The sequence below is a fragment of the Kutzneria sp. NPDC052558 genome (assembly GCF_044547355.1).
Lineage (GTDB): Bacteria > Actinomycetota > Actinomycetes > Mycobacteriales > Pseudonocardiaceae > Kutzneria.
The window spans coordinates 18,898-31,666 of sequence record NZ_JBIUAG010000057.1; the positions used below are offsets into that span (position 1 = coordinate 18,898).

General features: G+C 66.9%; 11 protein-coding genes. 8 read left to right on the forward strand and 3 right to left on the reverse strand.

The features are described 5' to 3' along the window. The first annotated feature begins 135 nt into the window (after positions 1 to 135). Positions 136 to 603 (forward strand): hypothetical protein, encoded by a 468-nt coding sequence (locus ACIG5F_RS47675; protein ID WP_396527001.1) that lies wholly within the window; start codon positions 136 to 138, stop codon positions 601 to 603. Positions 604 to 1,120: 517 nt separating this feature from the next. On the opposite strand, the gene ACIG5F_RS47680 is transcribed toward ACIG5F_RS47675, so the two are convergent. Both ACIG5F_RS47680 and ACIG5F_RS47685 read right to left on the reverse strand, forming a co-directional pair. Continuing rightward, a complete protein-coding gene (locus ACIG5F_RS47680) occupies positions 1,121 to 1,906 on the reverse strand; it encodes a hypothetical protein (RefSeq protein ID WP_396527002.1) in 786 nt (261 codons plus the stop codon). 389 nt (positions 1,907 to 2,295) lie between these two features. Next, positions 2,296 to 2,463, reverse strand: coding sequence for a hypothetical protein (locus tag ACIG5F_RS47685; protein WP_396527003.1), 168 nt, complete (start codon positions 2,461 to 2,463; stop codon positions 2,296 to 2,298). Positions 2,464 to 2,568: 105 nt separating this feature from the next. Between ACIG5F_RS47685 and ACIG5F_RS47690 the strand changes: the two genes are divergently transcribed. Further along, positions 2,569 to 3,447, forward strand: coding sequence for a tyrosine-type recombinase/integrase (locus ACIG5F_RS47690; protein WP_396527004.1), 879 nt, complete (start codon positions 2,569 to 2,571; stop codon positions 3,445 to 3,447). 118 nt (positions 3,448 to 3,565) lie between these two features. Here ACIG5F_RS47690 and ACIG5F_RS47695 read toward each other — a convergent pair whose 3' ends face one another. Next, positions 3,566 to 4,738 (reverse strand): hypothetical protein, encoded by a 1,173-nt coding sequence (locus tag ACIG5F_RS47695; protein ID WP_396527005.1) that lies wholly within the window; start codon positions 4,736 to 4,738, stop codon positions 3,566 to 3,568. A gap of 137 nt (positions 4,739 to 4,875) precedes the next feature. On the opposite strand from ACIG5F_RS47695, the gene ACIG5F_RS47700 reads away from it, so the two are divergent. The 6 genes from ACIG5F_RS47700 to ACIG5F_RS47725 form a co-directional block, all read left to right on the forward strand. Then, on the forward strand, positions 4,876 to 5,298 hold the full coding sequence (locus ACIG5F_RS47700) for a hypothetical protein (RefSeq protein WP_396527006.1): 423 nt from the start codon (positions 4,876 to 4,878) through the stop codon (positions 5,296 to 5,298). A 154-nt stretch (positions 5,299 to 5,452) separates the two neighbouring features. After that, positions 5,453 to 5,947, forward strand: coding sequence for a transposase (locus tag ACIG5F_RS47705; protein ID WP_396527020.1), 495 nt, complete (start codon positions 5,453 to 5,455; stop codon positions 5,945 to 5,947). Between the two features lie 18 nt (positions 5,948 to 5,965). After that, positions 5,966 to 7,591, forward strand: coding sequence for an IS1634 family transposase (locus ACIG5F_RS47710; RefSeq protein ID WP_396527007.1), 1,626 nt, complete (start codon positions 5,966 to 5,968; stop codon positions 7,589 to 7,591). 92 nt (positions 7,592 to 7,683) lie between these two features. After that, positions 7,684 to 8,895, forward strand: a complete 1,212-nt coding sequence (locus ACIG5F_RS47715; RefSeq protein WP_396527008.1) for an NB-ARC domain-containing protein — start codon at positions 7,684 to 7,686, stop codon at positions 8,893 to 8,895. 289 nt (positions 8,896 to 9,184) lie between these two features. Further along, positions 9,185 to 10,522, forward strand: coding sequence for an IS701 family transposase (locus ACIG5F_RS47720; RefSeq protein ID WP_396527009.1), 1,338 nt, complete (start codon positions 9,185 to 9,187; stop codon positions 10,520 to 10,522). Positions 10,523 to 11,870: 1,348 nt separating this feature from the next. Beyond that, on the forward strand, positions 11,871 to 12,769 hold an 899-nt coding region (locus tag ACIG5F_RS47725; protein ID WP_396527010.1), incomplete at its 3' end, for a hypothetical protein.

Here is a 12,769-nt window from a genome sequence, read left to right on the forward strand (position 1 = left end):
CAGAATAGGCCCGCCTCGGCCTGCGCCGGGAACGCTGTGGCGGCGGGACGGCCCTACCGCCCCGCCGCATCCGGTGCTGTCAGGGCAATTGACACGCTCCCGGCGGTGCTGCCACGTGCACCTGGGTGCAACGTCGTGCAACACGACACCCGACGGCATCGATTTCGCCGCCGAGTTCGCCGTGCTGGCCCGCGTGCTCGGGCCCGCTCTGAGGGCCGCGCCGCAGTGCTGGACGGGGAGATCGTCGCCTACAACCCATCTGGCCAGATCGACTTCGGGCTGCTACAGGAACGCCGTGGCCGCTGGCGCAAGAACACCGGCGCCCCTGCGGGGCGGGCCGAGTTCGACGACGTGCCGGTGCGGTACCTGGCCTTCGACCTGCTCCAGCCCGGCGACCACGTGCTGCTGGACCAGCCGTATCAGCGCCGCCGGGAGCTACTTGCCGAGCTGCCGATGCCCGACCGACACAGGGTGACGATCACCTCGGCGTACACGTTCGAGGAGTCGGCCCCCGACCGGATCACGCCGCAGGCCCTGCTCGCGCGGATCGGCCGCGACGGCGGCGAGGGACTCTTGTGGATACGGTTTGCGCCTGACCGTTGACCGGCAACATGCCCTGGTTGGCGGGCCCGGTGACGGGCGCGCCGTGCGAAACTCTTACGACCAGTTGTGTCTGTCTCCTCTGGGGAGGCGGACCGGCCGGCGTGGCGACCCAACAGGACGCCAGCGTCCAGGCCGGCCCGATCTCCCTCGGACACAGGCGCTGTTTCTTCGTCATGCAAGGAGAACAGCGCCATGTCCGTCCCCGTCGATGTGCTTGTCACCGCCCCGATCTCGGTCGGCCTGCTCATCGTTCTGCTGCGCGGCGGCCCGAAGGCGACGCTCACGCGCTGATCGCCGGCTTGGTGGCGCTGCTGGCCCGGGATCCCCGTACGGGCCCGGCGAGCCTTGGCCGTGCTCCGGTTGATGCACAGCCAGTCGCAGGCGCCGAAACGTGATCGGCCCGTCTCGCCGGCGCGTCCAGCATCGGCGGACGACGAAAGTGTGCCGATAGCTGACAACCGTTGACCGGATGTTCATCCTCGTTCGGTCAACGGTGGACGACGCGCTCGTCCGTCAACTACTCCTGCTCGTCGTCAACCTGGCCGGCGGTTTCGGTGTGGCCGTCCCGATGCGATCTCGGAGCAGCGGTCTCGTCGGCCTGGGGCGTGAACTGGGCGAAGTCGGGCACGTTCTTCCACGACAGCGTCTGCCCAAGCTCGGCTGCCATCAGGTTGCCCAGGTGCTGCCCGCCGGTGATGTAGATCCGGGCGCAGCTGATCGCGCCGTTCAGGTTCAAGGAGTGCCGGCCGTCGCGTTTATGCCGCAGAACGGTCGATGCGTGCGGCTTGTCAGCACGCAACGGCGCCGGCCACACCTCAGGGCTTGCACCGCTGACCAGTCCGTGCGTCAGGCAGTGACGGACCTGCATCCAGCCGCCAGCCTCTTGTTTCAGCTCGTTCCAGTTCAGCGTCAGGCGGACCCACGCGTCATTGCTGTGCGGCAGGACCTTGCGCACGTCCACCGTCACGTCAACTCCGACAGCCCGTTTCACCGTCGGGAAGTTGTTGAGGACCAATCGTTCCATGTCCTCGACGTCCGGGTTGTTGATGCTGAGCTTCTTCGCGATCTGACCGAAGCTCTGCTGCTGGAGGTAGAACGCGGTGGCCAGGACGTCCTCGACGTACCCCTCGAACGCGGACAACACGCCTAGCGTGATCGCCGGGGCCAACGCGGCGGCCTTGCCGGGGTTGCCGCGCCGGCGCGGGTGTAGCGACATCAACTTCGCAGGCACGACGAGGGCCTTGGCGAACCGGTCAACGCAGGATTGCAGTCGAGGAGTGAGCGAGGTCGGACCGGCTGCCATGGCGTGCTCCTGACCGTTGAGCTGCGTCGCTCGATCGATAGTGCCAGGGGGTGACCTTGCGCAGTAGGCCGTCGGCAGCGTACGGCCCACCAGCCGCCGTTCGGGTAAAGTGCTGGACCTTCCGCTTCGCCGACCAACTCTTGCGCGCGTCACCGTCCAGGCCGTGTACGAAGACCACATCCAGCACCGAATCGTCGCCCGCGCTCACCTTGACAAGCTCGGTCACCTTGTACCTCCGCGCACCCCTGCCGAGGCCAGGTCCGCCTCGGCACCAGCGTGGTGACAAGTCGCTTCGAACTCCGGCACTGTTACACGCCTGATTACCGTCCGTGAACGCACTCTCATGCCGCCGGTGGTACGGCTTGACCAGCCGGCAGCCGGGGTGCGGTTCAGGGTGCGTCGCGCTCCGTGGTGAGGTCGTCGATGAGCCACCGAAGGGCGCTGACGGCGTTCGAGTACCGCAAGTACCTCGGGTTCTGGTTCGACTTGGGCTCGCACTGCTCACGCATCCGACGTAGCTCATCGATCATCTCGCGCAGCCGGTCGGTGTCCGTCATGCCAGCGATCCTGGCCTTTGGAGCGGACATGTACAACGCCCGGTCTCGCACGGGACTGGCATCAGCCGCAGTCGCGCTCAATCTGAGGTCATGGAGCCCTCAGACTTGGACGAGACGGTGCTGCGAGCGGCGGCCCTCGCATATCTCGGCCGCTACACCGGTGTCTCGCGTGCCCACTCCGAATCGGACCTGCGGATCTTCTTCGTCTGGTGCCACGACCGCGAACTCGCACCGCTGACAGCGCGGCGCGCGCAGATCGAGCTGTACGTGCGGTGGATGCAGGAAGTCCGACGATTCAAACCCTCCACGGTGTCACGCAGGATGGCCGTGGTCACCGGCTTCTACCGAACCTGTGTGATCGACACGGTGCTCGAGCACTCGCCGGCGGAGTACGTGCGGCGCCCGACGGTGCCGAACGAGTCACCCACATTGGGCCTGTCCCACCTGCAGTTCGAGGCGCTGTTGACCGCAGCACGGGAGTCGGTGAGTCCGTTCGACTTCGCGTTGGTGGCGATGCTGGGTCTGTTGGGGCTGCGGGTGTTCGAGGCATGCGCTGCGGACATCGGCGATGTGGGCGAGGAGCACGGGCACCGGGTGCTGCGTGTGGTCGGTAAGGGCGGCAAGGTCGCGCTGGTGCCGTTGCCGCCGGCGGTCGGGCGCGCGATAGACAGAGCTGCCGGTGACCGCGACCGCGGCCCGGTCCTGCTCAACCGGCGCGGTATGCGCATGGACCGGCACTGCGCGACCCGCCGGCTACGCAGGCTGGCCGAGGTGTCGGTGGTGCGGTTGCCGCGGATGCATCCGCACATGCTCCGGCACACGTTCGTGACCACCATGCTCGACGCCGGCGTCGACCTGCGTGACGTCCAGATCGCCGCCCGCCACGCCGATCCACGCACGACGATGCGTTATGACCGAGCCCGCAAGAACCTCGACCGGCACCCGAACTACATCCTGGCCGCCTACATGGCATCTGGCACTTAATTCTCGACGCCCTGTCCTGCCGAGTTGCGCGTGTTGCACCTGTACGCGGTCTGGCCGGAGGGCGACCGGCTCACGTACCTGCCTGGCTGGTCCGGGTTCGGCCTTCTCGGTAACCTGGTCAGCCGCCGGTGGTGTAGGAGGCGACGACACCGCGCGAGAACTTGGTGTCGGGGGATGCCAAGGCAATGCCGACCGCGCCGACTGCCCACACCTGCCGGGTACCGGGCACGAGTGTCAGGTCGTGGAGCACGAAGAGTTGCTGCCGGTCCTGGTCGGTGACCTCGCTCCCACGCCCTACGACCGGTTCCGGATTCGCGATCGGGGTGAGGTTCCCGTCGCGCGAGCGGTGTTGCACGCCGCCCGACGTGCCGGACAACACGAAACCGCCCGCACCGTCACCGGTCGCCCTCGGGCCGGACTGCGATTGGGTATGCGCGCCGGGGTCGTCAAAACCGTCTGCGTACTTCCGCCACTCCGAGCCGTTCCAGTTCAACGCGAACGTGGCAGGGCTTGCGGTGGTCGAGGTGAGCTGCCCGAACGCCCAGACGTTGGTACGGGAGATCGCGAGGATGTCGTGGATCGAGGCCTTCTGCTTCGGCGCCGGTTTCATCGAGGGGATGTTGACCGGTTCCCACCGCGTTCCGTCGTAGTGCATGATCGCGGCCTGGTCGCCGTGAAATCCTGAGGCCCACACATCATCGGGACCGGTGGCGGTGAGCGAGTCGAGGTAGTACTCGGCGGGCGACCACAGCTGCTCTGTCCACTTTGTACCGTCCCAGTGCCGTGCCGCGGGCCCGGCTGACGATGCGTCGAGCGCCCACACGTTGTCGGGTGCCAGGACCACGGCGTCGTAGACCGGGAAGTCGACGGAGGTGCGGCTCCACCGCTGCCCGTCCCAGCGCAACGCACCGTACTGCCTGTCCCTGACGACCTCGTCCGGGGCCAAGTTGCCGAACTGCCACACGTTGTCCGGACCGGAGGCGGCCAATGTGCCGAGTTCTGCGCCCTTGTAGGGGTCCAGCGCGGGTGGTGTTGGCGCAGGCCGCCACTCGGCACCGTCGCGGTGCAGCAGGACGTCCGAACTGTCGCCGTCGCCGTTGTTCTCAGTGGCCACAGCCCAGCCCTCGTTCGGGGACACGGCGACAACGTGTCGCACGTACGCGTCGCGCGAGTCAGTGACGTAGTCGAGCCGCCATCGGGCGGTTTCAGGGTCGTCCGCGCCACAGCCTGCCGCCGACGACACGAGTACCGCCGTCGCGAGCCAGACCCGCCCCCACATGACCAGCGCCATGCCGACACGCTATCGCCACCTGCGTGGGACCGGTCCCACGCGCTGTACCCGTTGCGCGCCCATGCCGCGGACCGGGTATCGATGTCCGCTGCTGCCGATGACCGTGCGTCGGGGCCGAGTTCGGGCATGATGACGCCGTGATCGACGCGCGTGGTGACGAGTACCAACCCAACGAATTGCTCGGCCGGCTGGTTGGATTCCGCCTATTCTCCGCGCAGTTCGTGCTGGACTATGTCCAGTTGTATTTCGACGGTCCCTCACAGGATCTGCCCGTCCTCCACTGCGAGGTCATGCCGACCGTGACGATCTCGGGCGACACGTTCACCGACGGTCTTCCGCGATACGCGGACGCATTGCGGTCGCTGATCTCCGGCACTGTGGTGTGTACGGAGGAAGGCGCCGGGTTCGGCGTACGGATCGAACTCGACAACGGTTTTGTTGTACTGCGCCCGGCACTCGTTGACCTCGCGGGACCCGAGATCGCGACGTTGGATGGCTTCACCGACGGGCAGTGGATGTGTTGGCGCCCTGGCGAGGACTCATTCGAAGATTTCGTCTGACGGGCTGGCGGCCAACGCGCTGTCATGCCGCGATGAGGACGGTCGGCAGGCGGCAGGACCGGCCCACGCTGCCGGCTCACCGCAGCGGACGGCTCACCCGCCCAAGGAAATACCATGAGTTTGAGACTGATCATGGTGGCGTCACCGTAAGACAATCGAGAACACCCAGGTCGTACAAGAACGACATGTCAAGAGCGGTGAGACCCTACACCGGCCGGCCAGCGTCGCCGGCCCACTACCCAGTGAGCTTACCGACGCTTCCTGGCAGCGGATCCACCCGCTGATCCCGACCTCTACGAAGGGTAGACCGCCCCGCGACCACAGGCAGACCATCGACGGCATCCTGTGGAAACTCCGCACCAACCATGCCTGGCACGCGATCCCAGCGCGCTACGGCAACGGAATGACCATCTACTCCCACTATCGCAAGCGTGTCGACATCGGTGTGTGTGTGGCAAGCTCGAAACCCACATCAGCACGACGCCGTGAGCGGAAGGCACGAAAGCTTTGTCACCACTCCCTCAAATCAGGGATTCATAGCAGCCCACACGCCTGCCTGCGTGAATTGGCTAGGCGCTGCACCGTTGCTTGGCTAGCCCCGTCTTTCGCACGTGAGGGTGGTTGGGGCCGGAACGACGATTCGTCTTGATCATCTTATCGTGGCCAGATGCGGGAACGAGGGGCTCGGCAGCCGATCGCCTACGGCGGGCCGAGTGTGGAGAAGATGCTGGGCGCGTTGCCAGTGGTGGCCCAGTACTGCCACCGGCTTGACCTGGCCGGGATCGTCGATCGGGCCTGCCCGATCCGGACGGATGTGGCGATCCTGACCCATGGCCAGGTGATCGAGGCGCTGGTGGCCAACCGGCTGACCTCGCCGTCGCCGTTGTACCGGGTCCAGGACTGGGCACGAGCCTGGGCGGTCGAGGAGACGCTCGGCATCGACCCGGCCGCGTTGGGCGACGACCGGATCGCCCGCGCTCTGGACGCGATCGCGCCGGAGCTGGACAGGATCGTCGGATCGGTGGGGGCACAGGCAATCGCCGCATTCGGGGTGGACGTGTCCCGGCTGCATTGGGACATGACCTCGGTCTCGCTGTTCGGCGCCTACGAGCAAGCCGACACCGACTTCGTCGCGCCGAAGTTCGGTCATCCCAAGGATCGCCGCCCGGATCTGAAGCAGGTGCAGGCCGGGCTGGCGGTGACCGGGGACGGCGGAATACCGGTCTGGCACCGCTCCTACGACGGCAACGCCGGCGAGGTGGCCCAGGTCGTGGGTGCGATGACCGCGTTGAAGGACATGGCCGGGCCGAGGGGTTTCTTGCTCGTCGGGGATTCCACGCTGGTCTCCTACGGCAATCTGCACGCGATGATCGCGGCCGGGGTGGAGTTCATCGCCCCGGCGTCCAAGCTCTATGTCGGGGCTGGCGAGCTGGCCGGGCTCGATATCGAGGCGGCGGTCGCCGTGGACTACCTCGCGGGGCGTGACGCGGGCAAACCCGCCGATCGCACCGGCGCCTGGCGGGTGCTCGAAGACGAACTCGTCGTGCCCGGCAAGAAGAAGACCGATCCCGCGCTGCGGTTGCGCAGGGTGTTCGTGCACTCGGACGTGAGGGCCGGGGCGGCGGCCACGGCACGGGCTAAGAAACTCGACCGCGCCACGGGCGATCTCCAGCGGCTGACCCGTGGGCTGGGCTCGCGGCACTACCCGACCGAGCAGGCCGTGCTCGACCGGGTCACCGCCATCGCCCGCGATCGCCGGGTCAAGGCCTTCCTGCGCAGCGAGACCGGCACCGACCCGGCTACCGGCAAACCCACCTTGGCCTGGTGGTTCGACCAGGCCGCCCTGGACGCGGAAGCGGCCAGCGACGGCTGGTACGCCCTGCTGACCAACCTGTCCGTCACCATCGACGCCGCCACGGTGCTGATCCGCTACAAGGGCCAGGAAGTGGTGGAACGCCGCTACAGCGCGTTCAAGGGCCCGCTCGCGGTCGCCCCGATGTTCCTCAAGACCAATCGGCGCATCGAAGCCCTGATCACCGTGATCTGCCTGGCCCTGCTGATCTTCTGCCTGGTCGAGCGTTCCGTCCGCCGAGCCCTCGCCCCGGACATCGCCATGACCGGGCTGTGTCCCGGGCAGAAAGCCACACCCACCGGCCGCCTGATCTTCCAGGCCCTGGCCGGGCTGCGGCTGATCCCGGCCACCCACGGGCGACCAGCGCTCATCCCGCAACCCGGCCCGGTCCAGGCCCGGCTACTCGATCTTCTTGCCGTCGACCCGACTCAACCGCCATGATCAACAATCTGGGGAGCAACTCACTCACTCCCATGTGCGAAAGACGGGGCTAGCGTCGGATGCTCCGCGTGCGTACGACAGGGGTCGAGGCGATGACGGACGAAGACGAGCACGAAGCTGATAGCAGCGTCGAAGACAGTGCATCTCAAGCGGGGACAACCAACAACACGGTGAACGCCGACGTGGTAAACGGGGTCGTGCAGGCCGGGCTGATCACTGGCGGCGTCCACAACTACCTGCCTGCACCTCAGCCTCCGACGCCCACACCGCGCCAACTGCTCGCCGCGCCGGCGGACTTTGTCGGCCGCGCCGACCAACTGGCCGCTCTCGACCGTGCCCTTGCGCCGGCTGACGGAGAACAGAATCGGGCTGGGACGGCCGTGATCTCCGCGATCGGCGGCGCCGGTGGGATCGGCAAGACCTGGCTCGCGCTCACCTGGGCCCACCACAACCTCGACCGCTTCCCCAACGGACAACTCTCGGTCGACCTACGTGGCTTCAGCCCTGGCGAACCTCGGCACCCCACCGACGTGTTGGCTGATTTCCTCGCCGCCCTCGGCGTCGATCGCGATCACCAGCCCACCGACCTCGATGCCCGCGTCGCGCTCTACCGCACCCACACCGCCGGCAAACGCCTGCTGATCCTGCTAGACAACGCCGCAACTACCGACCAAATCGAGCCCCTACTACCCGGCGGCACCACATCCACAGTCCTGGTCACCAGCCGCCATCGGCTGCCCGCCCTGCTCACCCGCCGCGGTGCCCGTCCCATGTATCTCGACGTGCTCACCGACACTGAGGCCCATACTCTGCTATACGCTGCACTCGGCAGCATCCGCGACCGCGCCGCCGTCGAGCAGGCAATCACCGAGCTAATCGGCCTGTGTAAAGGGTTCCCCCTCGCGCTCGGCCTGATCGCCGCCCGGATCCGCACCCACCCGGACCTACTCGACGATCTCGTCGCCGATCTGCGCGATCTCGGCCTGGATGCCCTGGACTCCGACGACCCCACCGCCAGTCTGCCCTCAGTCCTGTCGTGGTCGCTACGTCACCTCGCCGAGCAACACCGAACCGCGTTCGCGCTGCTGGGTATCGCCCCCGGCCCCGAAATCACCTTGCCCGCCATGGTGTCTCTTGCCGGGTCGTCCCAGGCTGGCGCGCGAGAGTCACTGTCTGTGTTGGAGGAGCGTCCTTGCTCGACCGGCGTCCGGGGAGCCGGTACGGGATGCACGATCTGGTCCGCGACTACGCCGCCAATACCGCCGAAACCACCCTTCCTGACGACGTGCGTGAGACGGCACTGACCCGGCTGGTGGATTTCTACCTACACACCACCTTCGCCGCCCAACGACTCGTTGACCCTCATTCCACGCTCCTAGACCTTGCCCCACCCGCGACCGGTGTCCACCCGCTCCCGCAGTTCGACGCGGCGGCCGCGATGGGCTGGTTGGAGGCCGAGCACGCGACACTCCTAGCGGTAGTTTGTTAACTTGGTATCCTCCCTGGTTGTCGCGTCGTTGCGCCGGCAGGTCGATCGACAGGGCGGGTGAGGTGCTGGTGGCTCGGGTGGCGTGCCCGGAGGCCGCGGGTCCGTTGGAGGACTACGCGGCCCGGTTCGACGAGCTGTTCTCCCGACTGGCGCAGCGGCGAGGGTTTCGCGAGTATCTGACCGGACTGCTGGCGCCGCGTGACCGGAACAAGACGCTGACCGGCCTGGCCGGGGCAGAGCCGGTGGCGGGTGCGCAGCACGCTGCTGTGCAACGATTGCAGTACCTCCTGTCCGAGTCCACCTGGGACAGTGAGAAGGTCAACGACCGGCGGCTGGAGCTACTATTGTCCGATCCGGCCACCGCGCCACACCCTGGCGGGGTGCTGGTCATCGACGATTCCGGTGACCGCAAGGATGGCAGCGCGACCGCGCATGTCGGGCGGCAGTGGCTGGGCCGCTATGGCAAGACCGACAGCGGTATCGTCACGGTGACCACGGTGTGGGCCGACGAGCGCGTCTATTATCCGCTGCACGCCGAGCCCTACACGCCGGCGTCGCATTTCCCCAAGGGCCGCAACGATTCCGACTTTCGTACCAAGCTGAAGATCGCGGCGAACCTGGTGACCAAGGCCCAGGAGGCTGGGGTGGTGTGCCGGGCGGTGGTGGCCGACTGCTTCTACGGCGACCACGACGACCTGCGCGCCGAACTGCGGCAGGGCGGTTGGGGCTTTGTCATGGCGCTCAAGCCCTCGCGGGGCACCTGGCAGTATCAGGCCGAGGCATACACACCCAAGGACGCGGCAGCCGCGGTGCGCTGGAACGGCCCTGACGATCCTGGTGGCTGGAGCAGGGTGCGGCGGGTATTCCGGTATGGGCACACCGAAACCTGGTGGGCCGCTGATGCCACGCTGGGCTGGTGGGGGCCCGATGGACACACCCGGCTGGTGGTGGCCACCACGGACCCGGAAACGTTGCCGGACAAGGCAACTTGGTACCTGGCCACTAACCTGCCGAGACCCGGTGGTCCGCACGATGGGCTCGACAACCCACATGAGGCCGCCGATCTGACTGAAGTGGTGCGGCTGTACGGCATCCGGCACTGGATCGAGCAAAGCTACAAGCAGGTCAAAGACGAGTTGGGATGGGCCGATTTCCAGGTTCGGTCCGCCACCGCGATCCGCCGCCATCAGACGTTGGTCAACTGTGCGTTCTCGTTCTGCTGGGCCACATGGTTCGACCTACTGTCTACACGCGACAGTCTGAGCGCGTCGTCTCCGGGGTCGTCTGCCGACGACCCCGGAGAGAGGGGGCACCCAACCTCCCCAGCCGGCACGAATGTCCTGTTGGCCCAAGGCCTTACGCGCCGTCCGGGCCTGGCTGACCCCGTGGCTACTGCTGCGACGCTGGTGGAGAGCGTGGTCAGACAAGCCCCCGCCCGATGAACTACAACGACTGCTCGACACCCTTGCACAAGGCCGGGGCATCGATCTCTACCTACCCACTTGAAGTTAACAAACTACCGCTAGGGGCTTGGCTCGCGCGGTCGTCCCCGCGGACGCGGGGCTGTTCCGGTAACGCAGAACGAATGACCCACCGGACGCGGGGCTGTTCAGCCACGTTTGAAGGTGGCGGGGTCCCAGGTCTGCGTCGTTCCCGCGGACGCGAGGCTGTTCCGGTCGCGCTGCCGGCCGAGGCCAAGGAGCGCTCGTCGTCCCTCGCGGACGCGGGGCTGTTCCGATGACGCGCGCACAGTTGGCGGACCTTACGCAGTCGTCCCCGCGGACGCGGGCTGTCCCGGTGATGGACACGCCCGCCTCCGTTCTTGCAGTGAACCTTTTTCATCCTGGTCTGGATGTCTTGGGAGGCAAGGGATGCAGATCAGGAACTGAGGGGCATCGGCGTGTCGGCGCGACAACGGATGAACCTCCAGTAGGAGGGCTGTCGACCAAGAGCAGACCCTGCCACCGAAGGCTTCGCATGCTGTTCTACCGTGCCGCGCTGCCGTTGTCGCATCAGACCCTGACCTTCGTGCCCGAGCTGTTGGCCCAGTCTTATTCATCCGCACCCTCGAAGCACCGAGCTCGGCACCGAACGGATCCAGCGCACCTACGAGTTCTTGCATGCGACGGTCGATGGGTATCTGGTCGCGAGGGCGGTGGCTAGAGGCGCTTCTTGAAACCAGCGCGGGGCTAGACTCCCGACTTCGCATGAGAAATCCCGACGGCAGCCTACTAGTCACGCCGCTCTCCCATCACTGATGGCGCTGTTCATGGTGGTCCTGCCAACCTTCACCTCCTTTCACAGATTGTCGTTGATTAACCGGCCGTCGGCGCGCTCGGGGCGTGGCGTCGCGGCAACGTTTCCCGCGACGACCAAGCCGCTCGGCCGATCTAGCGATCGTGATGTAGGTTCCCACGCCGCGTGACATGTTGATCTCCTCCGACCTGCGGGTACTGCCTGTCTCAGTTCGATGTCACCCAAGACCAGTCTCAGATCGGTGGCACTTCTTCGACAGTGCTGTGAGGCGCAAGGTACACCGGGGAATGGCGCCGAAGCACCTCCATACCGAGCGCGATGCAGTTGCAGTACGACATCCAGACGTGACCGATCAGTATCCGGTGGAACGGCGTGCGGTCAGTGGGTCGCCTCATCCACAAGGGACGCGCGACAACCCTCTTCGCCGTGCTGCTTGCAGCTCAGCGGACGTCTGAGTTGTTAAGGCGCGTCAGGAGTAGGTGACCCGTCTGGGTCCAAGCCGAGCGGCCACCTCGACCAACTGCCGAGCAAAAAGTGGCCGGCGTCGGCGGCCTGCCGGAAGAGGGCTTCGGCGCCCTGCTGATCCCCGGCCTCCTCACGCCTCTGCGCCAGGTAATCCAGCAGGCCGAGGTGTCCAGCGTCGGCGGCTTGCCAGGCAAGCGTTTCGGCGCCCTGCTGATCGCCGGCCTCCTGTCGTCTCCGCACCAGGATTCTCAGGACATCGGGGTCACCAGCGTCCGCGGCCCGCTGGAGGAGGCTTTCGGCGCCCTCGACGTCGCCCGCTTTCTCTCGCCTTCGCGCCAAGCACCACAAGGCTTTGGTGTGGCCGGCGTCGACGGCCTGCTGGCAGAGGGCTTCGGCGCCCTGCTGATCGCCGGCCCCCTCAAGCTTCTGCGCCAGGTATTCCAGGGCTTCGGTGTGGCCGGCGGCGGCGGCGTGGCGAACGAGCGTTTCGAAGCCCTGCCGATCACCTACGGTACGCTCATGCCATTGCGCCAGGCGCCACAAGGCTTCGGTGTAGCCGGCGTCGGCGGCGTGGCGAACGAGCGTTTCGAAGCCCTGCTGATCCCCGGTCCCCTCAAGCCTCCACGCCAGGTATTCCACGGCATCAGGGTCGCCGGCCTTGGCGGCCTGCCAGGCAAGGGTTTCGGCACCGTTCTTGTCCCCGGCCTCCTCGAGCATCCGCGCCAACTGGAGCAAGGCGCCCGGGTGGCCTGCGTCCGCCGCCCGTCGGAAGAGGGCTTCAGCTCCCTCCCGGTCCCCATCGACGTACCACTGCTGCGCCAGAGCGAACAGGGCTTCGGGGTCGTCGGCGGCGGCCTGCAGGTGGAGGGCGTAGGCACCGTTCTTGTCCCCGGCCTCCTCGAGCATCCGCGCCAACTGGAGCAAGGCGCCCGGGTGGCCTGCGTCCGCCGCCCGTCGGAAGAGGGCTT